This is a genomic window from Nonomuraea rosea (assembly GCF_039539705.1).
In the GTDB taxonomy this organism is placed as follows: domain Bacteria; phylum Actinomycetota; class Actinomycetes; order Streptosporangiales; family Streptosporangiaceae; genus Nonomuraea; species Nonomuraea rosea.
In genome coordinates this window covers 1-25,555 of sequence record NZ_BAABDQ010000029.1, presented here as the reverse complement: position 1 = coordinate 25,555, position 25,555 = coordinate 1, and the positions used below count along the sequence as shown (strand labels likewise).

Genomic DNA, 25,555 nt, shown 5'->3' with positions numbered 1-25,555 from the left:
TGATCGGCGTGTTATCTTGTTACCATGGTAACAGTGGAGCGGGCCCAGACCGGGCTGCGCCTTGAGAAGAACGTGCTCAAGGTGCTCAAGGGGCTGGCCGAATATCTCGACATGTCGCTCGGCGACCTCGTCGAAGGCATCGCGCTGCACGCCTTCGACGGCAAGGCGCCCTTCACCCCGGAGACGCTGGCGAAGATCGAGCAGCTCAAGGTCGTCTACGACCTGACCCTGACGTCGGCGGACGCGCACCGGCTGGTGGAGAGATGAGCGGCGCCCCGTACACGCTCACCGGGCGGCTGGCGGTCGCGCTGCCGCCCGGGGAGGCGTTCGTGCTGTTCACGCCGCGTGGCGAGGAGCGGTGGGTGGCCGGGTGGCGACCGCGCTTCCCCGCGGCCGCCGGCGACGACTCCGCGCCCGGCACGGTGTTCGAGACCGAGGCGCACGGCGAGACGACCACGTGGGTGGTGACCGGGCGCGAGGAGGGGCGGCGGGTCTCGTACGCCAGGGTGACGCCCGGCTCGCGGGCCGGCACCGTCACCGTCGAGCTGACGGAGGACGGGCGGGGCGGCAGCGTCGTGGACGTGACGTACGAGCTGACCGCGCTGTCGCCGGAGGGGGAGCGGACGCTGCGGGAGTTCGCCGCCGGATACGCGGCCTTTCTGGCGTCGTGGGAGGAGGACATCGCGCGCCACCGGGCATCCGCCGGCTCGGTCGCACGCGGTGCTCTCAAGGCGTGACGCGGTTGACCGTTCTGGGCAGCAGCGCCATCAGCGCCACCAGGACGACGGCGGCCGGCACGCCCCAGAACAGGACGCCGGGGATGGCCGCCGCGGTCGCCTCCGGGCTCGGGGCATGACCCTGGAGCTCGCGGGTGAGGAGGGTGCCGAAGAGCGCCACGCCGAGCGAGAGGCCCAGACCGCGGACGGACACCACGGCGGAGGTCGTCGCGGCGAGATCCGCGGGGGAGGCGGCGTTCTGCGCGACCACCACGAGACTCTGCATCAGCAGCCCGAAGCCGACCCCCAGCACGCCGATCTCCACGGCGAGCAGGGCATAGGCGGCGTCCGGAGTGATCCTGCCGAGCAGGGCGAACCCGGCCACCGCGATCACCGACCCCGCCAGCAGGTACGGCTTGAACCGCCCGCTCGCGCCGATGCGGGCGCCGGCGAGCGAGGAGACCGCCATGAACGTCAGGACGTACGGATTGAGCGCCAGGCCCGCCTGGGTGGCGCTCATCCCGTACGCGGCCTGCAGATAGGTGGGCAGGTAGACGATCGAGCCGCCGAGCAACGCGCCGAGCAGCGCGGTGGCGGGCAGCACGACGCGCAGCACGGGGTCGGCGAACAGCCGGAGCGGCAGCAGCGGGTTCGCCGCGCGCCGTTCCCGCCACACGAACAGCGCCGACACCACCGCCACGGCCCCGATGAGCGAGAGGATCAGGCCGGACGTCCACGGGTACGCGCCGCCGCCCCACTCGGCCACCAGCAGCAGCCCGGCCGTCGCGCCCGCCAGCAGGACGGCTCCGGGCAGATCGACCTTGCCGGCGCCGCCGGTCCTGGGCAGCCGCAGCGCGATCGCGGTGCACGCCACGCTCAGCAGGCCGAGGGGCAGGTTGATGTAGAAGATCCAGCGCCAGCCCCAGGCGTCGGTGATCGCACCGCCGGCGAGCGGACCGCCCACGCTGGCCAGCGCGAACACGCCGCCGGTGAAACCCTGGACCCTGCTGCGCAGGTGCTGCGGGTACAGCTCCGACAGCGCGATCGCAGGCAGGACGAACAGCGCGCCGGCCCCGATGCCCTGCACCGTCCTGGCGGTAATCAGCTGGGGCATCGTCTGGGCCAGGCCGCACAGGGCGGAGCCGGCGAGGAAGACGGCGATGGCGGTGACGAAGACGGCCCGCCGGCCGAACCGGTCGCTGACGCGGCCGTAGAGCGCGCCGGTGGCGGTCGAGGCCAGCACGTAGGAGGTGACGATCCAGCCGATCGCGCTCATGCCGCCCAGGTCGGCGGCGATGTCGGGCAGGGCGATGGCGACCACCGTCTGGTCGAGGACCGACAGCAGCATGCCGATCAGGAGACCGGCCGTGGCGAGCGGCACATGGCTCGCCCGCCGTGGGGGGCTGGGCGCTACGAGATTCGCGGCCACGCCGATCAGCCCCCAGCCTGAGTGGACGGGGCTGGCTCGGACGCGGCCGGCTGGTGCGTGGCTGGTTCGTGCGTGGCTGGTTCGTGCGGGGCCGGCTTGAGCGGGGGCTGCGCGAACGGGTTGCTCAGGCCGAAGTCGGCGCTCAGGAGGTCCTGGTCGATGATCGCCGCGGCCACCGTGCCGCTCGCCGCCGCGGTGATGACCGCGGCCTGCGGCACCGGTACGGTGGCCCGCCGCGCCATGTCACCGGCCGCGTACACGCCGGGCACGCTGGTCTGGCCGAACTCGTTCACCTCCACGCACCCGTCGGCGAAGGACGCGCAGCCGAGGCCGGCGGCCAGGCCGGAGCGCTGCCGGGTGATGTTGACGACGAACACCGCCTCCCTGGCCAGCGGCGGCCCGCCCTCGAACACGATCTGGTCCAGCCGGTCGCCGGTTCCCTCCAGGCGGGCGATGGGCTCGCAGCGCACGGTGACGCCGTTCGACTCCAGCGTGGCGCGCGACGCGGCGTCGAGGGGCTCGCCGCCGGTGCAGAGTGCGACGTCGGCGGCGAAGCGGCTCAGCTGCAGCGCCAGCCGGACGCGGCCCGGCTGGGCGCCGAGCACCGCGACGCGTTTGCCGGTGCATTCGTAGCCGTGGCAGTAGGGGCAGTGGAAGGCGGAACGGCCCCACAGCGCCTCGGCCCCGCGCGGGCCGGGCAGTTCGTCGGCCAGTCCGGTGGCCAGCAGGAGGCGCCGGGCCTCCGCCGTGCCGCCGCCGGGGAGGTCCGCTTGGAAGCGGTCCTCGCGGCTTGAGAGATCCGCCTGGGAACGGCCATCGTTGCCGGAGAGGTCCGTCTGGAAGCGGTCCTCGCCGCCGGAGACGTCTGCCTGGAGGCGGCCCTTGCCCAGTGCGCGGACGCCGGTGACCGTACCGGATCTGATTCGCACCGCCGGGTAGCCGGACAGCTCTGCGCGGGCGAGCTCGCGCAGCTCGGCTGGGGGAGTGCCGTCCCTGGTCAGGAAGTTGTGCACGTGCCCGGCGGTGGCGTTGCGGCCCTGACCGGCGTCGAGCAGGAGCACCGTGCGGTGCACCCGTCCCAGGGCGAGGGCGGCGGCGAGCCCGGCCGGGCCTCCGCCGACCACGATGACGTCGGACATGTCTGCCTCCAAAAACGGTCATCACTTGACGTGGAGGCAAGTCTGCAAGTTAATGTCAACATGAAGTCAAGCGATTCCCTGCGGATCGGGGAGCTCGCCGAGCAGTTCGGGCTCGCGTCGCACGTGCTGCGCCACTGGGAGGCGATGGGCCTGCTGACCCCCGCCACCAGGGTGAACGGTCGCCGCCGCTACACCCGTGACCACGCCGTCCGGGTCCTGACGATCATCCGGGCCAAGGCGGCGGGGATGAGCCTGGAGCAGATCCGGGAGATCATCAACGTTTCCGGCCAGGCCGAACGCCACGCTCTCCTCCAGCGGCACCACGCGGAGCTGGAGCGCCGGCTGCGGGAGATCGCGGCCTCCAAGGCGCTGATCGAGCACCTCATGGAATGCCAGGCCGACGACTTCACCCAATGCCCTGCGTACCGGCGCCTCGTGGAGACCTCGGCCGAATTCCAGCACCTCGACGAGGACGGGTGCGTGCTTTCGGCGGCAGGAACGGGTTCCGGCGGCACGGTCCGCCGCCTTCAGGAGGAGCGCCGTGATGAAGAACAACCCCCGTAACGCGGGCGCGCCGAGCGGCACCCCCGCGCCGCCGCCCGCCCAAGACGGAAAGATCCGGAACAAGCGGCAGATGGCCACCCCCGTGTCACCCGCCGAGCCACCTCCGACGACACCGCTCTCTGGGCCGCTCGCTGGGCCGCTCGATGCGCCGCCGCAGACGCCCCCGCTCGCCGAGCCGCCTCGGACGACGCCGCTTGCTGAGCCGCTCGCCGAGCCACCTCGGATGACGCCGCTCGCTGAGCCGCTCGCAGAGCTCTCTCCGACCACACCGTTCGCTGCGCCGTTGCCGGCGTCGCCGCTCCTGGACGATCACCGGCTGACCGCGCACATCCTCGCCGGGCTGGAGCGCGATCCCGGCTTCGACCTGGGCATCCTCGCGGAGGAGCTGAACGCGCAGTACCCGATCGAGGACCCGGCGGACCAGGCCCTGGCCGAGCTCATCCTGGAGCGGCTGCAGCGGCCGGTCTGGGAGGCGGGCGTCGTGCTGCGGCTGCAGCCGCAGCACAGGCGCGCCATCCTGGACGCGCTGGCCGCCGCCATCGCCGCCCCCGCCGTCCCCGCCGCCCCCGCCGCCCCCGCCACCATCGGCTCCTTCTCGGACCGGATGGAGGCGATCCTGCAGGAAGCGCAGGGCAGGCACGACGCCGCCGCCCAGACCGTACGCAGGCACGGGCCCGACGACCTGGCCCGCCTGCCGCTCACGGCCAAGCGCGACCTGCTCCGCGACCTCGTCGGCGGCCAGGTCAGGGACCCCGGCGAGGCGGACCTCGCCCTGCTCTACGCGGCCATCGACCTCGAACCGGGCTTCGCCGCGGCCGACGCCGAAATGCGGCGCGAAGCTCGCGAGCTGCTGCGCGACCGGCTCAGGCACGAGGTCCGCCAGTGGGCCCGCATCGACGACGGCGTGCGGCTCGACCTGCTGAACCGGGCCCTGTCCCTCCACGGCTCGGCGCTGGGGATGACCGGCGCGCCCCCGGCGCTGGTGCTCGTCCCCAAGGCGGACGAGCAGACCGGCTCGTGCGGGAACTACGACTTCGTGACGGGGGCCATCCTGCTGAACCCGCGCTCGTCGCTGTGGAACGACATCGACGAGGTCTTCAACACGGTGATCCACGAGAACACGCACCACTACCAGATGTGGCTGGCCGCCCAGCTCACCCCCGAGCAGGTGATGACCTCCGAGGACCAGCGCCACCTGCAGGCCGCGCTGTTCGCGCTGAACAAGCGGGGATATCTGCAACCGTCCGCCGGCTTGGGCGGCTACATGAGCCAGCCGGTGGAACGGCACGCGTTCCTCGCCGGCGACGAGGTCATGGGGCTGTGGCTGAAGGACGCACGTGAGGAGGGCGCGGCCATGCTGGCCACGCTGCTGGCCACCCCGCACGAGGCCGCGCCGCTGTACGCCGCCCGCCTCGCCGAAGTGCTGGAGAGCACGTCGGTCAGCGGCATCTTCGCCTCGATCGACAGGGCCCGCGACTTCCTCGCCCGGCTGCCAGGGGGCCAGGCCGTCAAGCAGCTCCAGGATCTGGAGCACCACCCAGGAGGCAACGTCATCCTCGACGCGCGCCGCAGGCAACTGCTGGAAGAGGCCGCCGAGCCCCGCGATCCCGGCGCGCTCACGGCGGCGATCGCCCGGCTGCGAAGCGAGTACGACGACCGACGGCCCGGCCCTCCCACGAAGTAGCCGGCGGTCAGGCGCGCCTCACGACGGCTGCTTCACGGCCGCTGGCTCACGACGGCTGCGTCACGGCCGCTGCTTCACTCCCGACTCCAGCAGCTGCACCATTTCGGCGATCCGCTGCGCCCGCACCTCGGGACGGCGTTTGGTGCCGTCGATCCAGCGCAGATAGCCCCGCCGGTAGAACTGGGCGAGCGAGTCGAAGAACGCGCCCGCCGCCGGGCTCGCCGCCAGCGCCGCCGCCACGTCCTCGGCCAGATCCGCCCGCTGCGGCCCCTCCGGCCTCAGCACCACGCTCACCTGTGTCCCCGGCTCCACCCCGCACCGCAGCCAGGCGGGGCCGAGCAGGAAGCCGCGCTCGCCCTCGTGCTCGATGAGCACCGCGCGGACGCCCCTCCCGTTGAGCGTGCCCGTCACGTGATGCACCGGTTTGGGGGCCCACACCACGTCCGGATCGAACGGCACCGGGACGAACATGCGTCCCCGGCCGCCTGACCGGCTCTGGACGGTGTACCTCTGCTCCTGCACGCCCCGATCCTGCCACGACGGAAACGCCGAGCCGGGTAGCCGTGCCGTCACGAGCCGGCCGCCCCGCCCGGCTGAAGGGTGAAACCCGTTGCTAGACCAGGACCGTCGTGCCCGGCTCCACGGGCGGGCACGACGGCACCGTCGTCAGCGGGACGGCGCGCTGGACCCACGGCCGCCCCGGAGGGACGCCGGACTGCGCCGCCCGGAACAACGCCGCGGCATGGTCGCGGACCAGGTCGTGCAGCCGGTACCGGCCCAGGACCGGCTCCTGCACGAGGTGGGCGTCCAGGAGGTGGTCGAGGAGCCGGCTCGCCCGGCCGGCGGTCGTGCCCAGCAGGGCGGCGGCCGTGGCCAGGTCGAAGTCCGTGCCGGCGAACGAGCCCAGCAGCCGGTACGCGCGCCGCTGCTCGGCGGGAAGCCGTTCGTAGGACGGGTCCAGGGCGGCGGCGACGCTGTGCCGTCCGGCCGACAGCTCGGCCAGCCGGTCGCCGGCCAGCCGGTCGAGCAGCTGCGGCACACCCCAGGCGGGACGCGCCCGGAGCCGGGCGGCGGCGATGCGGATGGCGAGGGGGAGCAGCCCGCAGCGCCGTACGACCTCGGCCAGCTCGCCCGCCGGCGCGCCCGCCACCCGCTCAGGCCCGGCCGAGCGGGCGAACAGGGCGACCGCCTCCGCCACGGGCAGGACGTCCAGCGGCAGGTTCCGGGCGTCGCCGGGGCAGGTCAGGCGCCGGCGGCTGGTGACGATCACCCGGCAGCCCCGTCCGGCCGGCAGCAGCGGCTGGATCTGGTATTCGTCGGCGGCGTCGTCCAGGACGATCAGGACCTTGCGGCCGGCCAGCACGCTGCGGTAGAGCGCGGCGCGGTCGTCGAGGAACCCGGGGATGTGCTCGGCGGGGACGCCCAGGGTGCGGAGCACGCGGGCGAGAGCCGCGCCCGGCTCGACCGGTGCCGTCGCGTGGCCGTGCAGGTCCACGTAGAGCTGCCCGTCGGGGAACAGCGGAGCGAGCCGGTGGGCGGCGTGCACCGCCAGCGCCGTCTTGCCCGCCCCCGCCATGCCGCTGACGCAGACGACCGGCACCGTGCCCGCGCTCCGGTGACCCTCCACGATCGCCAGCTCGCGCTCCCGCCCGGCCAGCGCGGCGACGTCGGCGGGCAGCTGCCGCGGAACGGTCACCGGCGGCGGGCCGGCCACCGCAGGATCGTCGCGTTCGGCGGGCCCGCCGCGCACGGCGGAGTTCAGCATGGCCCGCTCCGCGCGATTCAGCTCCAGCGCTTTCGCCAGCAGCAGAATCGAGGTGGTGCGGGGCTGCCAGAGACCGCTGTTCTCCAGCCGGCGCACGGTCCTGACGTTGAGGCCGGCCCGTTCGGCGAGTTGCTCCTGAGTCAGCAGTGCTCTCTCCCGCCACCCGCGCAGCAGCACTCCCACAGACGGCCCAGCACCGGGATCCCCCACGACTCCGACACCCCCGTTTCCCCTCGTCGGCCTGCCCGGTGCGGGCAGTACGACCATGAAAACCGGGTCCCGGCTGTTCAGGCCACTGGTCGGACGACTTTGCACGGAATCGGACGGCACGCGGACAGGCCGGACCTTTCCGGCCTAACGTGCAAACGTGATTGATGGGAGCGGCGGCGATTGGCCAGAATGAGCGCCATGGGCGATCGGGAGGACGGCGACCATGCACATGAGGTGTGCCCTTACCAAGGTCTGGTGCCGTTCGAGAGCGGGAAGGCCGAGCTGTTCTTCGGGCGGACGCGGGCGACCAGAAGCCTCCTCGACCGCCTCGGACGGCGGCTGACGGAGCACGGCTCCATCCTGCTGGTCTCGGGCGCCTCGGGCGTGGGCAAGTCGTCGCTGCTGCGGGCGGGGCTGCTGCCGGCGCTCGCCGACGGCATGCTGCCGGTCGCCGGAGCACAGCGCTGGCCGCGCCTGCTCATCACGCCGACCGCGAACCCGGGCCACGCGCTCGCCGAAGCGTGGTCGCGGGGGTTCGGGGGGCGCGCGGAAACGGTGGACGAGCGATTACGGGACGATCCGCGGGTCGCCGTCGCGCCGGCCGGCCGGCTGATCCTGGTGGTGGACCAGTTCGAGGAGCTGTTCACCCTGGTGACCGACGAGCGGGAGCGCCAGGCGTTCGTCCGGGCCCTGCATGCGATGGCCGCGGGCCAGGACGGCGCCGGAGTGATCATCGGGGTGCGCGCGGACTACTGGGACCGCTGTGCCGCCTACCCGCAGTTCGCCGAGGCCATCCAGGACGGCCAGGTCATCGTCGAGCCGATGGCGGAGCCCGACCTGCGGCTGGCCATCGCCGGTCCGGCGGCGGCGGCGGGCCTGGAGCTCGAGCCTGGCCTGGTCGACGTCATCCTGGACGAATTGCGCGCCGGCCCGGCCGCGGGCGACCGCTACGAGGCCGGCGCCCTGCCCCTGCTCTCGCAGGCGCTGCGCAACACCTGGGAGAGACGCGAGGACGGCACCCTGACCGTCCGGGGTTACGAGAAATCCGGCGGCGTCCGCGACTCCGTGCGGCGTACGGCCGACGAGGTCCTCGAACAACTGCCGCCGGAGGACCGCAAGGCCGCGCTCAGGTTCTTCAGGCGCATGACGGTGATCACGGCGGGCGGGCAGGTGGCCCGGCGCAGGGCCACGCTGGCCGAGCTGCGCGCCGCCGCGTCCGCCTCGTCGGCGGAGGGACGGGAGCGGGCCGGGACGCTGCTGTCCGCGTTCGCCGGCCGGCGGCTGCTCACCCTGCACGAGGACACCGCCGAGATCGCGCACGACGCGCTCCTGACCGCCTGGCCGACCCTGCGGCAGTGGCTCGAACCCGACCTGGCCGCGCAGGAGGTGTACGACCGGCTCCTGGACGCCGCCGCGCAATGGGCCGGGAACCATCGCGATCCCGCCTTCCTCTACCGGGGCCCCCGGCTGCTGGCCGTACAGGACAGCCGGCCCCGCTGGGACCGCGACCCCGACAGCTTCCCGCCGCCCGGCCCCACGGCGGAGAGCTTCGTCGCCGCCTCCACGCGAGAGGCGCGTCGCGCGGGCCGCCGCCGCCGTCTCGTCGTGGCCGGTTTGGCAGCGCTGTCGGTGCTCGCCATCATCGCGGCCGGCACCGCCGTCAACGCGGCGAACGAGGCCGGCGAGCAGCGCGGGCTGGCCGTCGACCAGCGCAGGGTGGCGACCTCCCGTCAGCTCGCGGCGCAGAGCGAGGTCACCGGCGACACCGCGCTGGCCTCGAAGCTCGCCGTGGCGGCCTGGCAGATCGCGCACACCGACGAGGCGCACAACCGCCTGCTGTCCGCGGTGACCCGCACCGGCCGGGGGACCTTCAGCGGGGACACGAGGAAGCTCACGGCGGTGGCGTTCAGCCCCGACGGCTCGATCATCGCGACGGGAAGCGACGACGGCACCGCCCGGCTCTGGGACGCGGCGACGCGGCGGCTGCTCGGCGCCCCGATCACCCGCGAGAAATACGAATGCTCGAGCGTCCGCCTGGCCTTCAGCCCCGACGGCCGTACGCTGGCCGTGGCGTGTTTCACCACCGTCAGGTTCTACGACGTGGCCACGCGGCGCGAGCTGGGCACGCCGCTGCAGGGTAAGCAGATCGTGTCGGCGTTAGCGTACAACCCGGACGGGAAGACGTTCGTGACCGGCGACTACCTAGGTGTCGTCCAGCAGTGGGACGCGGCCACGCACCGCCCGCACGGCGCTCCCATGGGCCGCCCCGACCACAGGACAGGCGCCTCGAGCAAGATCAACGGGGTGGCGTTCAGCCGGGACGGCAAGACCCTGGCCACCGCGAGCGACGACAAGACCGCGCGGCTCTGGGACACCGCCACGTCCCGCCGGCTCGGCGCCCCGTTCACCGGGCATGACCAGCCCGTCACCGGCGTCGCCATCAGCCCGGACGGCACCACCCTCGCGACCGTCAGCTGGGACCGCACCGGCCGGCTCTGGGACGTGGCCACGCGCAAGCAGACCGGCGCGCTCAAGGACCGCCGCGCCGGCTACCACGCGATCGCCTTCAGCCCGGACGGCACCCGGATCCTCACCGGCGGGGACAGCGGCCGCACCGTCCTGTGGGACACGGCCAGCCGGCAGCAGATGTTCGTGCTCGCCGACAACTACAGCGGCGTCGAGAGCGTGGCGTTCAGCCCGGACGGGAGCCTGGCCGCCGCCGCCAGCGCCGACGGCGTGACGCGGCTGGCGGACACGCGGACCCACCAGCAGCTCGGGACCCCCATGCCCGCACTGGCGGCCGTCGCGATGAGCTCTGACGGACGGATCCTGGCCACCGGCATGCCCGACGACATGGACCCCGCGGTCCAGCTCTGGGACGCGGCCACCCAGCGCCCGCTCGGCCCCCCGCTCAAACCCGAGGGCGCGCGCCGCGCGGTGTACCGGGTCACCTTCGCCCCCGACGGGCGCACGCTCCTCACGGACCACTCGGACGGCCTGCGGTTCTGGGACGTCGCGAGCCGCCGCGAGATCGCCCACGAGCCGGCCCTGTCCGGCGCCAGGATCAGCGCCGACGGCAGGCTCATCGCCGCCGAGCGGGACAAGTCCGTCGTGTTCTGGGACGTCGCGCGCCGCCGGGAGATCGGGCACGTCACCGTACCCGGCCACACCGACATCGTCACGGGGATGGCGATCAGCCCCGACGGCTCGACCGTGGCGACCGCGGGCTTCGACAACCGGCTACGGATCTTCGACGTGGCCACCCGCCGCGAGATCCCGGGCCCGGCCGGGGCGGTCCAGGGCGGGTTCGTCAACGCGGTGGCGTTCAGCCCCGACGGCCGGCGGCTGGCCTACACGGCCGCCGACAACAGCATCCGGCTGTGGGACGTGCCGCGCCGCCGCCCGGTCGGCGTCGCCCTGATCTCCACCGACAGCGGCTTCAACACGATGTCGTTCAGCCCGGACGGCGAGGTCCTCGCCACCGGTCTCACGAACGGCGACATGCAGATGTGGGACCTGCACACCTACCGGCGGCTCGGGACCCCGATGACCGGTCACACCCGCGGCGTGATCGCACTCGACTACAGCAGGGACGGGACGACCGTCGCCACGGTCGCGGGGGACAAGACGGCGCGGCTGTGGAACGTCCGCACGCCCGCCGACCTGGAGGCCGCGGCCTGCGCCAACGCGGGCACCCCGCTCACCCGGGAAGAATGGGAGATTCTCGTGCCGCTGGAGGAGTACCGCCAGACATGTCCGTGACCCTGGACCGCACCACGGAGAGAGCGAGCATGTTCCTGCGAGGCTTGAAGCGGCGGACGGGCAGGCCCGTCCCGGAGCTGGTCGCGTTGTTCCGGTCGATCGTCGAGGGCGGGCGCGACTTCCACCCGATCGCGTCCGACTTCCTGGAGCACTTCATGGACGGCGCGGGCGGCTCCAGGACGATGTCGCCGCGCTGGCTGCGCTCGTTCAAAGTGATCAAGAAGGCCGAGCGCAAGAACCAGCGCCGCTTCGAACGGCAGCTCGCCCGGGAGGCGCGGTCGCTGGGCGACGGCGGGTCGAGCTGGCTGCACGACTACTGGGATGCGCGGATCAACGCGTTCATCGGCACGGAGTTGTTCTACGTCAGCAGGATGAGCCTGCTGCGCTCGCAGGGCTCGTTCGTCCTGACCAGGGACGGCCCGGAGGTGCGGGTGTCCGGCACGGTCCGGCACCGCTGGTTCGACCCCTACGACTGGGACCGCGGCCGGTGGGTCTACATCCCCCGGCACGGGTTCGTGCCCATCGCGGTCGGCCGTGAGCTGGTCGAGGCCGACGAGGCGCGCAACTTCCTGATGGAGTCGCGCCACGTCCAGACGCTGGAGGGCCGATGCCGGGACGGCCGGTGGCCGCGACGGGAGAGGACGAGGTTCGGATGGTCGCTGGTGCGGACGGCGGGCGGATGATCGCGCAGCGTCCCAGCCCCCCCGATCCCACCGAGGCGGGCAGCGCGGCGGACTTCGTCGAGTCGCTGGTCCGGCTCCGGCGGTGGGCGGGCGAGCCGTCCTTGAGCAGGCTGCGCACGCTCGGCGGCCAGACGGTGGCCTCGGACGGGGCCACCGTGGACGCGTTGCCGAAGAGCACGACCTCGCACGTCCTGCGGCAGGCCGACCGGCTGCCGCGGTGGGATTTCGTGCGGGCCTTCGTCACCGCCTGCCTCCACTTCTGCGACCATCCGGCCGAGCTGATCCCCGGGGAGCTCGAACGCTGGCGGGCGGCCAGGACGGCCCTGGCGGGGCCGGCGGTCCGTACGCCGGAGCCTCTGGAGCCGGAGCCGCCGGCTCCGGCTTCGGCGAGGCCCGTGACCGGGCCCGATCACGCGGCCGAGCTGCTGGCGCGGCGCGTGGTCAGGGAGGAGGACCGGGCGCGCAAGGGGCTGCTCGGCGGCTACAGCCTCGCGCCCATCTCCTTCGGCCTGTACGACGCCGCCGGCGAGGTGGAGCACGACCTGCCCGCGATCGGCCGGTTCTTCGGCGGCCTGCGCCCGCAGCGCCTGCTGGTGGTGGGGGAGTCGGGGGCGGGCAAGACGGTGCTCGCGATCGAGCTGGTGCTGCAGCTGCTGGAGCCCGTGCTCGCCGCCGGCGGACAACCTGATCACGGGCAGCTGGTGCCGGTGCGGCTGAACGCGGCCCGCTGGACCCTGGGCAGGCCGTTCGAAGCCTGGCTGGCCGAGCAGCTGGCGCACGATTTCGGGCTCGCGGACAAGGACGCGCGGCGGCTGGTACGGGATCGCCGGGTGCTGCCGGTGGTGGACGGGCTGGACGAGCTCGACCCGGAGCCGTCGGTGGGCCCGCCACGCCGCGCGATCGGGCTGCTGGCCGAGCTCAACCGCTACAGCGACCTGTCCGGGCGGCGGCCCGGCGCGGTCGTCGTGACCTGCCGCGCCGATCGGCACGCCGAGCTGCACGACGCCGGTGCCGGGCTGGACAACGCCGCCCTGATCCAGCTGCACAACGTGACCATCGAGCAGATCGGTACATATCTGGCCGCCCGCTGGCCGGACGCCCACCCCTGCGGGCCGCACCGCGACTTCATCCAGGCGGCGCTGTCCGGGCCGGCGGGCAAGGCCGTGCACGCCGCGCTGGCCACCCCGTGGCGGCTGCTGCTGACCGTGACCGCCGTGGAGTCCGGCGCCGACCCGGTCGAGCTGCTCCGCGCCGACCCGGGCGACGATCCCGGTGAGGGGGCGGCGCACATCGCCAGGAGGCTGCTGGAGGCGTACGTGCCGGCGGCGACCGATCTCACGCCGCGCGCCGCCCATGGCACTCCGTACGAGGCGGACCAGGTGCGGTCGTGGCTCGTGCAACTGGCGGCGCACCTGCGCCGGCAGGCCGCCCGCGGCGCCGAGGCCGATCGGCCGCCGCCCGGTTTGACGGCGATCGACATCGTTCCGCACCTGCTGTGGCCGATCGGCGGCCGGCGCCGGGTCCGCGTGCTGCACTGCCTGTGCTGCGTGGTCCTGGCGGTCATCGCGATGCTGGCGTTCTGGACGGGCTCGGCGGTGGACGGCGCGGGCGGGGGGTTCGGCCCCGAGCAGCTGCTCACCCTGGCGATCATGGCGGGCTGGGTGGCCATCGCCACCGGCCTGTCGCTGTCGCCCTGGCCGGCCGCCGCCGGTGGGCGGACCGACGTCCCCCGGCGGCGGCGGGTGATCGGTGGTCTGCTGGGCGGCCTGGCGGGTGTGCCGGTCGGGGTGCTCGGCGGCCTGACCGGGCTCGTCCTGACCGGGGGGAGGGTCTTCGGCCCTGCCTTCGCCGTCACCGCGGGGGGAACCGGGGGACTGGTGCTGGGCGCGGTCATCGGGCTGACCGCGGCAGGTCGGCGGGGAGCCGAGCGCATGACCGTGTCCGAGGCGGTCCGGGCCGAGCCCTTCGTCCTGCTGGGCTTCGGGCTGTGCGGCGCGCTCACCGGGCTGCGGCCGCTACGGCTGGCTCAGGCGGACCCGCTGCCGCTGGCCGTGGGGGTCGCCGGGGCCTTCGCGCTGGCGTTCGCGCTCGGGGTCGTCTTCAAGATCGCCACCGGGGGCTGGAGCAGGGACGCGGAGCTGGCCCACCCGCGTGAGGCGCTGCACCGCAACCCGACGATCGGGCTGGCCTTCGGCCTCACCGGCGGGGTCGCCGCCTTCCTGGTGTTCGTCATGAGCCAGGACATCGTGGAGTCGCTGGTGTGCGCGCTCATCGGCGGCGTGACGTTCGGGCTGGCCTTCGGCGCGATCGCCTGGGCCCGTACGATGATCGGCCTGGTGGTGGCGGCGACGCGCGGGCTGCTGCCGTTACGGCTGTGGACGTTCCTCGACTGGGCCTGCGAGGCGCGGCTGCTGCGCGTCAGCGGTGCCACATACCAGTTCCGGCACCGCGAGCTCCAGCACTTCCTGACTCCGTCCGAGGACGCCGGTGGCAGGTGAGCTCGCCGCCGTCCTCCAGGATCCGCCTGTGCAACGCCTGCAGCTCCGCGCCCGGGGCGATGCCGAGCTCCTCGGCCAGCTGCCCGCAGGCCGCGCGGTAGGTCTCCAGCGCGTCGGCCCGGCGGCCGACCGCGAGGAGCGCCGTCATCAGGTAGCCCCGGAATCGCTCGTTGAAGGGGTACTGCGCGGTCAGCGCACGTAACTCGCCGATCAGCTCGGCGTGCCGTCTCTGGCGCAGGTCCACCTGGATGCGCCGGTCCAGCACCTTGAGCCGCTGCTCACGCAGCCGGGGCGCGTCCTCCTGGTGCAGCGCGTCCGAGGGCACGTCCGCCAGCGGCTCTCCCCGCCACTGCGCCAGGGCCAGCCCCAGCATGGCCGCCTCCGCGTCCAGATCCCGCCTGACGGCCGCCTGCCGCGCCTGGCCCTGCCAGAACTCGAACCGGCGGAGGTCGAAGTGATCGGCCGCCGGCTCTATCGCGTAGCCGTTCCGCGCGGTGACGATCACCTGGCCGGGCCCCCCGCCCAGGGAGGCCCGGATCCGGGCCATGTAGAGCTGGATCGCGCGCCGGGGATTCCTGGGCGGCTCGTCGCCCCAGACCGCGTTCGCCAGCTCCTCGACGGCCACTGCTCGCCCCGCGTTCAGCAGCAGCGTCGCCAGGACGATCCGGTGCTTCGGCGAGCCGAGGTCCACCTGCCGCCCGCCGACCCGGGCGGTCAGCGGGCCGAGCAGCCCGAATTCGGCGGGTGATCCGCGCGTCTCCGCCGTGCGCTGAGGTCCGAGTCTCATGCTTCCCCACTCTTGGTCAGCGGAGAGCACGTCGCCAGGGCATGCGACCGGGCATAGACCGGGCATTCCAGTATTGATCTACTTTGTAAAGGCGCTGGGTTCAGAGCCAGACGGTCCCGAGCCAGACAACCGCCACCGCGGCTGCCAGGAGGACGACGTTGATACCGATCAGGCGGGCTTCGCCGCGGCTCAGGTGGAGCACGATGCCGCCGATCTGGATCAGGACGAAGCCGATCGCCGCGGCGATCGCGAGCCAGGGCGCGATCCCGGTCAGCGGGGGCAGGATCAGGCCCACCGCGCCGAGGACTTCCAGGACGCCGATGGCGCGGACGTACGGCATGGGGATGGTGTCGACCCAGCCCATCATCGGCTGGAGCTGCTCCTTGCTTTGGATGATCTTCTGGCCGCCGGCGTAGAGGTAGACGAGGGCGAGGAGCGCCGCGACGATCCAGTAGGAAATCTCCATGGAGGACACCTCGGGGGTTGGGTGATGTGGCGCTGGCCACGATGGTTACCAGTCGTAAGCAGCCCTATGATGCGTCACTATTGAGAGTCTTACAAAAGGCACATCCGTGTGCGTTATGTACAGGGGGGTCGTCATGTCGGAGTACCGGCACACCTGCATGATCCGTGGGGACGGCGGGCGGGTGATCCGCGCCATTCTCGACCGCATCTGCAACAAGTGGACGCTGCTGGTCGTGGCGACCCTTGACCAGGGGAGTGTGCGGTTCACCGATCTGCAGCGTCAAATTCCGGGGATCTCGCAGCGCATGCTGACGCTGACGCTCCGGAACCTGGAGCGCGACGGGCTGGTGTCCAGGACGGTGCACGCCGAGGTGCCGCCGCGGGTGGAGTACGCGCTGACGCCTACCGGCAAGAGCCTCATCCCGCCGGCGCTGGCCCTGGCCGGTTGGGCCACCGAGCACGTTCCGCACATCGAGGCCAGCCGGGAGGCCTACGAGGCCAAGGGCTGAGCCGGCCCGGGCAGGTCCAGGGGTGCTCTGACGGGTGCGGTGGCAGGGGTGCCGGGCATATGGTCCTGAGTCACTGGCCGGGTGGAGCCGAGGCGCGGGAGGAACACGGTGATCGAGGTCGACGTGGTGGACGGCATCGGGGTCGTACGGCTGGCCCATGGCAAGGTCAACGCCCTGGATCTGGAGTTGTGCCGGGCGATCGAGCGGACGATGCGCGATCTGGACGAGCCCGAGGGCCCCGTACGAGCCGTGGTGGTGACCGGGACCGGGCGGGCGTTCTCGGCGGGCGTCGATCTCAAGCGGGTCGTGGACGGCGGGGCCGCGTACGTGGCGGAGTTCCTGCCCGCGCTCAGCGGCGCCTTCCGTGCCGTCTTCGATCTCGGCAAGCCGGTGGTCGCCGCGGTCAACGGGCACGCGATCGCCGGTGGCTGCGTGCTGGCCGCGGCCTGTGACCACGTCGTCATGGCCTCAGGGGCGGGCACGATCGGGGTCCCGGAGCTGCGGGTCGGGGTGCCGTTCCCCGCCGCGGCGCTGGAGATCATGCGGTTCGCGCTGGGACCGGTCGCCGCCCGCCGCGCGATCTTCGGCGGCGCCAACCACGAGCCGGCGGCAGCGCTGGAGCTGGGGCTGGTCGACGAGCTGGCCGAGCCGGACGCGCTGCTGGAGCGGGCGGTGGCCGTCGCTGGCGGCCTGGCCGCCGCCATCCCGGCCGACGCCTTCCGTCACACCAAGGCGCAGCTTCGGCAGGAGGCGAACGAGCGGCTCGCCGGTGTCACAGAGTCGGCCACAGAGGCGGCCACAGAGGAGCTGTGGACGAGGGCGGCCGCCGACGGACGGATCCGGGCGTTCATGGACCGGACGGTCAGGTCGGGAGGGCGCACGGCGTCCGGACCCTGATCGGCCGGTCACGCTGCGGGGGAGTGCTGCAATGGGTGGCATGACGATCGTGCGTTCTCTGGTGTTGTTCGCGCTGGCCGCCCTGTTCGAGATCGGCGGTGCCTGGCTGGTGTGGCAGGGGGTGCGCGAGCAGCGCGGCTTGATCTGGGCCGGCGCGGGGGTGATCGCCCTGGGCCTGTACGGGTTCGTCGCCACGCTGCAGGCGGACGCGCACTTCGGCCGGATCCTGGCCGCCTACGGTGGCGTGTTCGTGGCCGGTTCGCTGGTGTGGGGCGTGGTCGCCGACGGCTTCCGGCCCGATCGCTGGGACGTGATCGGCGCACTGATCTGCCTGGCGGGCGTCCTGGTGATCATGTACGCGCCGCGCAGCTGACGGGCCGTCGGCGCGGCACCGGCGTCGCCGTGGGTGACCGGCGTCCTACCGGGTTGCGGCGCCCGTGGAGTTCAGGATGTCGTGCAGGGTGAGCGGAGCGGGCGGCGGGAGGGGGCCGGCCTGTTCGGCGCGGAAGGCGCTGAGCAGGTAGGCGGCGAGCCGCCGGGACGCGGCCGGGGCCGCCTCGCCGGATGCGGTGATGACGCCGCAGTTGGCCATGAGCAGCAGGGGCAGGTCGTCCGGCACGAAGTCGGCGCGCAGCCGCCCGGCCGCCTGGGCGCGTCGCGTCAGCTCGGCGAAGCCCCGGATGGCACGGTCGCGTTCGTGCCCGATGTCGACCGCGTCGGGGAACGCCGCGACGAATGCCGTGCTGAAGCCGCGGTCGACGGCCTGCATGGTGCAGATCTTCTCGATGGCCGCGCAGAACCCGCGCCAGGGGTCCGGATCGGCCAGCGCGTCGTCGACGACCGACACGCACTCCCCGAACTGGTCGGCGAACACCTCGGTGACCAGCGACTCCTTCGTGGGGAACCGGCGGTAGAGGGTCGCGACCCCCACGCCGGCGTGCCGGGCGATCGCGGCCATCGGCACGTCGAGCCCGCGCACGGCGAACAGCTCCCGCGCCACCTCCACGATGCGGTCGCGGTTGTGCCGCGCGTCGGCCCGCAGCTCCGCCGCTTCGGGGACGGCGGGCATGTGAGAGGTCGTAGCGCTCATGTTTCTCACTTCAGCTCAAGTGGACGGGGCTCTCCACTTACCGTAATACGTTGGCGGTGAGAGATTCCCCGTGATGGAGGTTCTGTGATATTTCAGGCGCCGCTCCCCAAGCGTGCTGTCGGCCGGTTCAACTCCTGTGTCGTGACGTTGCGCTCCTCTCCCCGATGGGGCCGCCGGATCCGCCGGCACCTCACGGTCGTCACCTACACCGGACGCCGCTCGGGGGGCACCTTCAGCACGCCCGTCGCCTTCCGCCGGACGGGCGACACCGTCACGATCGGCGTGCAGCTCCCCGACGCCAAGAAGTGGTGGCGCAACTTCCTGGGCGAGGGCGGCCCGATCTCGCTGGAGCTGGAGGGGACCGACCGCACCGGGCACGCGGTCGCCAGGCGTGACGCATCAGGGCGGGTCACCGTCACCGTCCGCCTCGACGGCTGAGGAGCATTCAGCCGCAACGCATGTCACAGCTTGCCGGCCTGTCTCGTCTGTGGGGGGTGACAGTCGATGACAGCAGCACGGTGCCCGCCATGGGGACCGCCGTTGCACAAGGAACGGGAAGACATCATGAGCAAGGTCTGGTTCATCACCGGTTCGTCCCGCGGCCTGGGCCGTAACTTCGTCGAGGCGGCCCTGTCCCGTGGCGACAAGGTGGCCGCGACCGCCCGGAACACCGCGAGCCTGGACGACCTGGTCGCCGCCTACGGCGACGCGGTGCTCGCGCTGGAGCTGGACGTGAGCGACAGGGCCGCCGCCGTGGAGAGCGTGCGGCGGGCCAAGGAGCACTTCGGCCGGCTGGACGTCATCGTGAACAACGCCGGCTACGCCCAGGTCGGCGCGGTCGAGGAGCTGACCGAGCAGGAGTTGCGCGACCAGCTGGAGACGAACCTGTTCGGTGCGGTGTGGGTGATCCAGGCCGCGCTGCCGTACCTGCGCGAGCAGCGTTCTGGGCACATCATCCAGCTGTCCTCGGCGGCCGGGGTCATCGCGATGCCGCTCGGTGGCGCCTACCACGCCTCCAAGTGGGCGCTGGAGGGCTTGAACGAAGCCCTGGCCGGTGAGGTCGCCGACTTCGGCGTCAAGGTGACCATCATCGAGCCCGGCGGCTTCGCCACCCGGTCCGGCAATAACCCGGATCCGCTGGCCAACGGCCACATGGCCCAGCTCGACCCGGCCTACGACGCTCTGCGCCGGCGCCTCGGCGCGGTCGCCGGGAAGCAGCCCGCCGGCGATCCGGTCGCCGCGGCCCAGGCGCTGCTCACGCTCGTCGACTCCGACAACCCGCCCTTGCGGGTGCTGTTCGGTCAGGGCTTCTACCCGATGATCCAGCAGGCCTACGCCGACCGGCTCAAGGTCTGGGCCGACTGGCAGGACCTCTCGGTGGCGGCGCACGGCACGCTCGGCCAGGAGAGCGGGAACCCGGCCTGAGGTGCCCCGGACGTATGTGCTGTACGGCCGGCGCCGGCCGTACAGCTTTCGGGACAGCGGGATCCGCAAATAGATGCACGACGCGCATTGATGCGCACCGTGTACGTTTGTAGGGTGGGGCGATGACCGACAGCAGCATGACCGAGGATTCCCCGAGCGCCAGCCCCACGGCGATGCGCCGCATCCTGCCCGCCGACATGGTCGAGCGCGGCACATGCCCGTTCGACCCGCCGACGGGTCTGCGCGAGCGGCGCGGCCAGGGCGCCGTCCAGCCGCTGCACCTGCTCAACGGTGCTCAGGCGTGGCTGGTGACCGGGTTCGAGGAAGCCCGCACGGTGCTGGCCGACCCGCGTTTCAGCGCCGACAAGGTACGCCATCGCGACGCCACCTCCCTGCAGCCGCACGAGGTGGCCGAGGCCGCCCCGCCCCCCGCGGTGGAGAGCCGCGAGGACGGGTTCTTCGTCTTCATGGACCCGCCCGAGCACACCCGGTTGCGGCGGCTGCTGACCGGCCAGTTCACCGTACGGCGGATGCGCGAGCTGGAGTCGCGCGTCACCGAGATCGCGATCGAGCACATCGAGGCGATGAAGGCCGCCGGGACCGAGGCCGATCTCGTCCCGGCGTTCGCCTTGCCGCTGCCCTCGCTGGTCATCTGTGAGCTGCTCGGCGTCGACTACGCCGACCGGGAGGAGTTCCAGGAGCGCACGGCCATCGGGCTGAACGCCAACTCCGGCGAGGAGGAGCGGGCCAAGGCCGGTCTGGAGCTCTACGCGTTCATGCAGCGGCTGGTGGCCGGCAAGCGTGCCAAGCCCGCCGACGACCTGCTCTCCGGCCTCGTCCACGACGCGGACCCGCCCCTGACGGACGCCCAGCTGGTGGACGTCGCGCTCGTCCTGCTCGGCGCGGGCCACGAGACCACCGCGAACATGCTCGGCCTGGGCACGTTCGCGCTGCTGGAGCACCCGGAACAGCTCGCCGCGCTGCGCGCCGACCCCGGCCTGATCGACAACACGGTCGAGGAGCTGCTGCGCTTCCTGACCATCATCCAGCTCGGCGTCAACCGGGTCACCACCGAACCCGTCACCCTGGGCGGCGTGGACATCCCCGCTGACGCCACCGTCGTGATCGCCACCCCGGAGGTCAACCGGGACGCCCAGCACTGGCCCGAGCCCGACCGGCTCGACCTCCTCCGCCCCCGTACCCCGCACCTGGCCTTCGGGCACGGCGTGCACCAGTGCCTGGGGCAGCAGCTGGCCCGCGTCGAGATGAAGATCGGGCTCGGCGAGCTGTTCACCCGCCTGCCGGATCTGCGCCTGGCGGTCCCCGCCGACCAGGTGCCGCTGCGTGATGAGATGCTCATCTTCGGCGTGCACTCGCTGCCGGTGACCTGGTCGTGAGCACGGTGGACGACAATCGTTCTCTAGGCTGGTGCGATGGTTCCCCTAGCACCGACCGGCACTGAAGCAGGCCCGGCGGGCCCGGCGGCGGGCACGGTCGGGCGCCGTGAGCGCAAGAAGCAGCTGACCCGGGCCGCGCTGCGCGAGGCGGCGCTCCGCCTGTCGATCCGCCATGGCGTCGAGAACGTCACCGTGGAGCAGATCGCCGAGGAAGCCGACATCGCGCTGCGGACCTTCTTCAACTACTTCTCCAGCAAGGAAGAGGCCGTGATGGCCTCCGTGGCGTCCGCGGCGGAGGCGCTCATCGCCGAGTTCCGTGCCCGGCCGCGGACGGAGTCGGTGCTGCGGGCGTTCCGGGAGGCGGTGCTCGTCATCATGAACGAGAGCGACGCCGCCAGCCGGGACTACATCGAGGCGCTGCGGCTGATCCGGTCGGCGCCGTCGCTGGTGCCGCACCAGCTGGCCGTGCTCGCCGCCCAGGAGAAGGCACTGGCCGAGGCCATCGCCGACCGCACCGGCGCCGGGCCGGCGGAAGGGCCGGTCGCGGGGCCGGTCGCGGGGCCGATCGGTGGGCGGACGTCGGCGTACGCGGCGGTGTGCGCCGCCGCCGCCCTGGCCGCGCTGCGGGTCGTCGTGGACCAGTGGCTCGAACAGGCGGCCGGCCTGGACGGGCCGCCGACCACGGCGACGCTGGGGCCGCGTTTCGACGCGGTGATCGCCGAGCTCGCCGCCGGCTTGGACCGCCCGGGCCACCCGGACACCTGAGACTCAGGACTGGGCACAGCCCGCCGGGCAGAACGTGACCTCGGGATAGCTCGATGACGGCTTGTCCAGGACGGCCTGGCGCCTGCCCTTCAGGTGCTGGTCGAGGAAGGCCGCCACGTAGGTGCGGGTGAGCTCGGCGGAGCGCGCCGCCGGCAGGACGTTGGCGGGGGTCTTGACGCCGAGTACGCCCGACAGCAGCGGGCCGTCGGTGAAGGACTGGTGTTCGGCCCCCGTCAGCACGAGCCAGCGTTTCCACCCGGTCAGCAGTTTCCAGTCGCGGTCCCATGAATTGTCGCGCCCGCCGGGGATGTGCTGGGGCGAGCCCAGGAACATGAACGGCCGGGAGAACCCGCCCTTGGGGATCCGGGCGTAGGTGGTGCCGTCCATGTCGATCCCGGCCCGCACCCGGGGATCTTTCACCATGGCCGCCATGGCGGCGGCCCCGCCGATCGACTGTCCGACCATCGCGATCCTGGAGCGGTCGATCGGCCACTTCGAGGGCAGCCGGTCGAGCACGAAGGAGACGTCGGCCGCCCGGCCCGCGACCACCGCCGTGCCGAAGCCCGCGTCGGTGTCGCTGTCGCAGGCCAGGCATTCGGCGACCCGTCCGTCGGCCAACGTCGTGGCGTAGCTCTCGTAGGTGTGGTCGATCCCGGCCACCACGTACCCCCGTCCGGCCAGATCCTCGGCCAGGGACGTGAGCGTGCTCACCGGCTTGGTGAAGCCGGGGGAGAGCACCACCAGCGGCAGCTTCTCCCCTGCGGGTTCGGCGTCTTTGACGGCGTTCGTCCGCGTCTTGCTCAACGTGTCGTACGGGATGCCCGTGACCCGCAAGCCCTTCACCAGGAGCTCCGACTCCTTCGGCGTCATGTACGGCGCGCGCTCTCCGTCCCGCTGCCCGGCCGGATACCACAGGGTGACCTTCAGCTCCCTGGCGTTGACGTCGAGGTTCCACGGGTCGGGGCGGGAGGTGTCCTTCAGATAGAGGACGGTGGTGCCGATCGGACGGCCGCCGGTGGGGGCGGGCAGGGTGGCGGGTCCTGTCGGCGTGGCCGACGGGCTTGCGGCGGAGCGGGGCGGTGTGGGCGCGGTGCAGGCCGACGTGGCGAGGACGGCCAGTCCCGCGGCGGCTGCCAGGATCTGTCTCATGGAGGCGGTCCTCACTTGTGCAGCAGGGTCAGGGCCTTGGCCAGGGCGGGATCGCGCCCGGCGGCCGCGTCCTCCGGCGTAAGGGGCACGTAGTGGTCGGGCGGCACGCCGACCCGGTCGATCACCTCGCGATTGGGCCCCAGATGATGTCTCGTCGGGAAGCCCAGCGTGGTGTTGTTGCTGAGCAGGTGCGGCTGCGCGGGGCCGGAGATGACGCCGGCGGTCCTGGTGCCGACCAGCCGGCCGATGCGCAGATCCTTGACCGCGGCGCTCACGTGCTCGCAGGCCGAGGCGCAGCTGCGGTCGGTGAGCACCACCAGCGGCAGGCCGAGCAGCTCCACGGTGTCGTCGGTCCGCCCGGTCTCGCACTTGCCGTCCACGGTGCACTGATAGGCGGTGACCTTGCCGTGGGCGAACGCGCTCAGCAGCCGGATCGCCTCCACCGGGCTGCCGCCGCCGTTGCCGCGCAGGTCCAGCACGACGCCGTTGAGCGTCCGGCCGTTCCGCAGCCTGGCGATGGCCTTGAGCACCCGGTTCGCGGAGTCGGGAGCGAACCCGGACAACCGCACGTATGCGAGGTCGTCCTCCAGCAGCTTCGACCGCACCACCTGCAGGGCGGCCAGGTCGCGCTGGTAGAGGCCGGGCTTGAGCGTCACGCTCCAGCGGCGGCCGGTGGACTGCCGCAGCAGCCGCAGCTTGACCGGGCGCGCCTCCGGATAGCGCGGGTAGAGGACGGCGATCGCGGGGGTGGCCTTGCCGTCGATGAACGGCGCCGACCCGTTGACCGATTCGACGATGTCGCCCGGCCGCAGCCCGGCCGCCTGCGCGGCGCCGCCCTGGACGGTGGTGACGAACAGCGGCGGCACGGCGACACCGGGGTTGCCGCTCACCTGCGGACCACTGATGTTCGCCTGAAGACCCAGGCCGTAACCGTCGCCGTCGTAGTAGTCGGGCGGGCGCTTGATGTCGTGCGCCCAGTTGGCGTGGTTGTCGCCGAGGGCGGCGACCATGGCCTCCAGGGTGACGACGGCCAGCTTGTCGCGCAGGCCGGGCACCTGATCGGTGGTCTTGCGGTAGACGGCCTCGAACGCGGCCCAGTCGGCTTTGCGGTCACCGGTCAGCGCGGGCATGCTGGCTTCGGGCAGGTCACGCCCGTTGCGGTTGAGCTCCTGCGTCAGGGCGATGAACCCGGCCGCCAGCAGCTGGCGGGCGTCCAGGGTGGCGCCGCTGTAGTAGGTGCCGAGGATGCAGAAGTACGCCTGTTCGATCACGTCGATCGTGGTGGCCGTCTCCGCCCCTGGCGGTCCTTGAGGGGGCGAGCAGACCATGCCGGCCGACGTGTTCGCCTCGGCGCGCGGCGGCGTCGGCGCGGTGCAGGCCGCCGCCAGGAGCAGGGCGAGCCCGGCGGTCGCGGTCCTGATGACGGTCATGACAGGCGCCCGCGGATCCACCAGAAGCAGAACGCCGTGAGGCCGAGGGTGAGCAGGGCGTAGAGGCCGGTCTCGATCCACTGGAAGGGCCAGAACCGCTCAAGAGGCTGGTACGTCGCCTGCTGCCGGTAGCCGAGCCGGTTGATCTCGACCATGCAGGAGTCCATGCCCCCCGGCCCCACCGACTGCGGTGCGCAGGGGCCCGACGTCGTGGAGACCTGGACGGGACCGGAGCTGCCGCTCTCGGCGATCGTACGTCCGGACGGATCGAGCAGCCGGCTGGACAGGACCCAGGAGCCCGCGTGGCCGGGGATGGCCAGCCTCAGGAAGATCTCGGGAGATCCGCCCTGAGGTATGCCGAAGTTCTCCACGTTCGCCTGGCTGAGCTCGAAGGCCGCGGTGACCGGAGCGTTGAGATGCGGCCGGACCAGCAGCGGCATGGCCAGCTGGATCGCGGCGAAGGCGGCCAGGGTGAGCGCCATGGCGGGCAGCGTGCGGCGCACGATCATGCCCACGGTCACGCCCAGGACGAACGCGAAGGCCGCGTACCCCATCGGGGCGATGCCCCGTGCGCTGAAGACCAGGGGATCCATCACGGCGAAGCCCTCGGGGGCGGACTTGTCGAGAGGGCCGGACCACCAGGTCACCGTGAGGCCGCAGACGGCGGCGGCGGCCATCGCGACCAGGCCGGTGAGCCCCAGCTTGACCGCCAGCCAGCGGCCCCGGGTGATGCTCTGGTTCCACACCAGCAGATGCGTGCCCGCTTCCAGCTCGCGGGTGATCAGCGGCGCTCCCCAGAAGAGCCCGACGAGGGCGGGCAGCAGCAGCACGAGGAGGCTGACGGCCAGGAAGGGGAGCTCGTACTCGTCGAAGAAGCGGTCGAAGAAGCGACCGCAGGTGTTGTCCGGCGTGCAGTCGGCGATCCCGGCCGAGTAACCGGACGCCATGTCCGGCCCGGTTAACGCCAGGGTGGCGGCCAGGAGGATGAGCAGGGCGGCCACCATCAGGGCCGAGCCGCGGAACTGGCGCCAGGTCAGCCAGATCATCGCTGCACCTCCAGGGCGGTGCGGCGGTTCTCGGCGGTGCGCTGGTCCATGTAGGCCAGGACGAGGTCTTCCATGCTGAGCCGGCTGACCATCCAGGCGGGGTCGTGGATCGGGGCGTCGGTGCGGACGACGTAGGTGCTCTGCC

24 protein-coding genes are annotated in these 25,555 nt (G+C 72.6%); 14 read left to right on the top strand and 10 right to left on the bottom strand.

The features are described 5' to 3' along the window. The first annotated feature begins 24 nt into the window (after nucleotides 1-24). Both ABEA43_RS45320 and ABEA43_RS45315 read left to right on the top strand, forming a co-directional pair. Nucleotides 25-267, top strand: a complete 243-nt coding sequence (locus tag ABEA43_RS45320; RefSeq protein WP_345572259.1) for a hypothetical protein — start codon at nucleotides 25-27, stop codon at nucleotides 265-267. Beyond that, nucleotides 264-737, top strand: coding sequence for an SRPBCC family protein (locus tag ABEA43_RS45315; protein ID WP_345572258.1), 474 nt, complete (start codon nucleotides 264-266; stop codon nucleotides 735-737). Before ABEA43_RS45320 ends, ABEA43_RS45315 begins: the two co-directional genes overlap by 4 nt. Here the strand turns inward: ABEA43_RS45315 and ABEA43_RS45310 are convergent. Together ABEA43_RS45310 and ABEA43_RS45305 are read right to left on the bottom strand one after the other, a co-directional pair. Continuing rightward, nucleotides 727-2,097 carry an MDR family MFS transporter gene (locus tag ABEA43_RS45310; RefSeq protein WP_345572257.1) on the bottom strand — a complete coding sequence of 457 codons (1,371 nt, stop codon included), beginning with the start codon at nucleotides 2,095-2,097 and terminating at the stop codon, nucleotides 727-729. The genes ABEA43_RS45315 and ABEA43_RS45310 overlap by 11 nt on opposite strands. Before the next feature lie 53 nt (nucleotides 2,098-2,150). Further along, entirely contained in the window at nucleotides 2,151-3,284 is a 1,134-nt protein-coding gene (locus ABEA43_RS45305; RefSeq protein ID WP_345572256.1) for an NAD(P)/FAD-dependent oxidoreductase, read from the bottom strand. Nucleotides 3,285-3,344: 60 nt separating this feature from the next. On the opposite strand from ABEA43_RS45305, the gene ABEA43_RS45300 reads away from it, so the two are divergent. Together ABEA43_RS45300 and ABEA43_RS45295 are read left to right on the top strand one after the other, a co-directional pair. Further along, complete coding sequence (locus ABEA43_RS45300) at nucleotides 3,345-3,848, top strand: MerR family transcriptional regulator (RefSeq protein ID WP_345572255.1); 504 nt, start codon at nucleotides 3,345-3,347, stop codon at nucleotides 3,846-3,848. Further along, the gene (locus tag ABEA43_RS45295) at nucleotides 3,829-5,532 is read left to right on the top strand and encodes a hypothetical protein (RefSeq protein ID WP_345572254.1); all 1,704 of its coding nucleotides are present in this window, start codon (nucleotides 3,829-3,831) and stop codon (nucleotides 5,530-5,532) included. The genes ABEA43_RS45300 and ABEA43_RS45295 overlap by 20 nt, the downstream gene beginning before the upstream one ends. A 60-nt stretch (nucleotides 5,533-5,592) precedes the next feature. Here ABEA43_RS45295 and ABEA43_RS45290 read toward each other — a convergent pair whose 3' ends face one another. After that, nucleotides 5,593-6,054: a YdeI/OmpD-associated family protein gene (locus tag ABEA43_RS45290; RefSeq protein ID WP_345572253.1), complete on the bottom strand. Its 462-nt coding sequence runs from the start codon at nucleotides 6,052-6,054 to the stop codon at nucleotides 5,593-5,595. A gap of 91 nt (nucleotides 6,055-6,145) precedes the next feature. Further along, nucleotides 6,146-7,507: an NB-ARC domain-containing protein gene (locus ABEA43_RS45285; protein ID WP_345572252.1), complete on the bottom strand. Its 1,362-nt coding sequence runs from the start codon at nucleotides 7,505-7,507 to the stop codon at nucleotides 6,146-6,148. Nucleotides 7,508-7,705: 198 nt separating this feature from the next. Between ABEA43_RS45285 and ABEA43_RS45280 the strand changes: the two genes are divergently transcribed. The 3 genes from ABEA43_RS45280 to ABEA43_RS45270 are packed head-to-tail and all read left to right on the top strand — an operon-like array spanning nucleotide 7,706 to nucleotide 14,450. Beyond that, nucleotides 7,706-11,269: an NACHT and WD repeat domain-containing protein gene (locus ABEA43_RS45280; RefSeq protein WP_345572251.1), complete on the top strand. Its 3,564-nt coding sequence runs from the start codon at nucleotides 7,706-7,708 to the stop codon at nucleotides 11,267-11,269. After that, entirely contained in the window at nucleotides 11,260-11,952 is a 693-nt protein-coding gene (locus ABEA43_RS45275; protein ID WP_345572250.1) for a hypothetical protein, read from the top strand. The genes ABEA43_RS45280 and ABEA43_RS45275 overlap by 10 nt, the downstream gene beginning before the upstream one ends. Then, complete coding sequence (locus ABEA43_RS45270; RefSeq protein WP_345572249.1) at nucleotides 11,877-14,450, top strand: NACHT domain-containing protein; 2,574 nt, start codon at nucleotides 11,877-11,879, stop codon at nucleotides 14,448-14,450. The genes ABEA43_RS45275 and ABEA43_RS45270 overlap by 76 nt, the downstream gene beginning before the upstream one ends. Here ABEA43_RS45270 and ABEA43_RS45265 read toward each other — a convergent pair. Continuing rightward, complete coding sequence (locus tag ABEA43_RS45265; RefSeq protein WP_345572248.1) at nucleotides 14,371-15,237, bottom strand: AfsR/SARP family transcriptional regulator; 867 nt, start codon at nucleotides 15,235-15,237, stop codon at nucleotides 14,371-14,373. The genes ABEA43_RS45270 and ABEA43_RS45265 overlap by 80 nt on opposite strands. 100 nt (nucleotides 15,238-15,337) lie before the next feature. After that, on the bottom strand, nucleotides 15,338-15,703 hold the full coding sequence (locus tag ABEA43_RS45260) for a DoxX family protein (RefSeq protein WP_345572247.1): 366 nt from the start codon (nucleotides 15,701-15,703) through the stop codon (nucleotides 15,338-15,340). 133 nt (nucleotides 15,704-15,836) lie between these two features. Between ABEA43_RS45260 and ABEA43_RS45255 the strand changes: the two genes are divergently transcribed. The 3 genes from ABEA43_RS45255 (at nucleotide 15,837) to ABEA43_RS45245 (ending at nucleotide 17,481) form a co-directional block, all read left to right on the top strand. Then, complete coding sequence (locus tag ABEA43_RS45255) at nucleotides 15,837-16,211, top strand: winged helix-turn-helix transcriptional regulator (protein ID WP_345572246.1); 375 nt, start codon at nucleotides 15,837-15,839, stop codon at nucleotides 16,209-16,211. A gap of 108 nt (nucleotides 16,212-16,319) precedes the next feature. Further along, a complete protein-coding gene (locus ABEA43_RS45250; RefSeq protein ID WP_345572245.1) occupies nucleotides 16,320-17,108 on the top strand; it encodes an enoyl-CoA hydratase/isomerase family protein in 789 nt (262 codons plus the stop codon). 40 nt (nucleotides 17,109-17,148) lie between these two features. Further along, nucleotides 17,149-17,481 (top strand): YnfA family protein, encoded by a 333-nt coding sequence (locus ABEA43_RS45245; protein ID WP_345572244.1) that lies wholly within the window; start codon nucleotides 17,149-17,151, stop codon nucleotides 17,479-17,481. 45 nt (nucleotides 17,482-17,526) lie between these two features. Here the strand turns inward: ABEA43_RS45245 and ABEA43_RS45240 are convergent, their stop codons facing one another. Next, nucleotides 17,527-18,198, bottom strand: coding sequence for a TetR/AcrR family transcriptional regulator (locus ABEA43_RS45240; RefSeq protein ID WP_345572243.1), 672 nt, complete (start codon nucleotides 18,196-18,198; stop codon nucleotides 17,527-17,529). Nucleotides 18,199-18,282: 84 nt separating this feature from the next. Between ABEA43_RS45240 and ABEA43_RS45235 the strand changes: the two genes are divergently transcribed. From ABEA43_RS45235 to ABEA43_RS45220, 4 genes are all read left to right on the top strand, one after another. Next, complete coding sequence (locus ABEA43_RS45235) at nucleotides 18,283-18,636, top strand: hypothetical protein (protein ID WP_345572242.1); 354 nt, start codon at nucleotides 18,283-18,285, stop codon at nucleotides 18,634-18,636. A gap of 126 nt (nucleotides 18,637-18,762) precedes the next feature. Beyond that, the gene (locus tag ABEA43_RS45230; protein WP_345572241.1) at nucleotides 18,763-19,623 is read left to right on the top strand and encodes an SDR family NAD(P)-dependent oxidoreductase; all 861 of its coding nucleotides are present in this window, start codon (nucleotides 18,763-18,765) and stop codon (nucleotides 19,621-19,623) included. A gap of 122 nt (nucleotides 19,624-19,745) precedes the next feature. After that, the gene (locus ABEA43_RS45225) at nucleotides 19,746-21,020 is read left to right on the top strand and encodes a cytochrome P450 (protein WP_345572240.1); all 1,275 of its coding nucleotides are present in this window, start codon (nucleotides 19,746-19,748) and stop codon (nucleotides 21,018-21,020) included. Between the two features lie 36 nt (nucleotides 21,021-21,056). Further along, nucleotides 21,057-21,785, top strand: coding sequence for a TetR/AcrR family transcriptional regulator (locus ABEA43_RS45220; RefSeq protein WP_345572239.1), 729 nt, complete (start codon nucleotides 21,057-21,059; stop codon nucleotides 21,783-21,785). A 3-nt stretch (nucleotides 21,786-21,788) separates the two neighbouring features. Here the strand turns inward: ABEA43_RS45220 and ABEA43_RS45215 are convergent, their stop codons facing one another. From ABEA43_RS45215 to ABEA43_RS45205, 3 genes are read right to left on the bottom strand one after another with little or no spacing between them, the layout of a single operon-like run. Further along, nucleotides 21,789-22,934 (bottom strand): alpha/beta hydrolase family protein, encoded by a 1,146-nt coding sequence (locus ABEA43_RS45215; protein ID WP_345572238.1) that lies wholly within the window; start codon nucleotides 22,932-22,934, stop codon nucleotides 21,789-21,791. Between the two features lie 11 nt (nucleotides 22,935-22,945). After that, nucleotides 22,946-24,364: a S41 family peptidase gene (locus ABEA43_RS45210; protein ID WP_345572237.1), complete on the bottom strand. Its 1,419-nt coding sequence runs from the start codon at nucleotides 24,362-24,364 to the stop codon at nucleotides 22,946-22,948. Then, nucleotides 24,361-25,410 (bottom strand): ABC-2 transporter permease, encoded by a 1,050-nt coding sequence (locus tag ABEA43_RS45205; protein WP_345572236.1) that lies wholly within the window; start codon nucleotides 25,408-25,410, stop codon nucleotides 24,361-24,363. The genes ABEA43_RS45210 and ABEA43_RS45205 overlap by 4 nt, the downstream gene beginning before the upstream one ends. Between the last annotated feature and the right edge of the window lie 145 nt (nucleotides 25,411-25,555).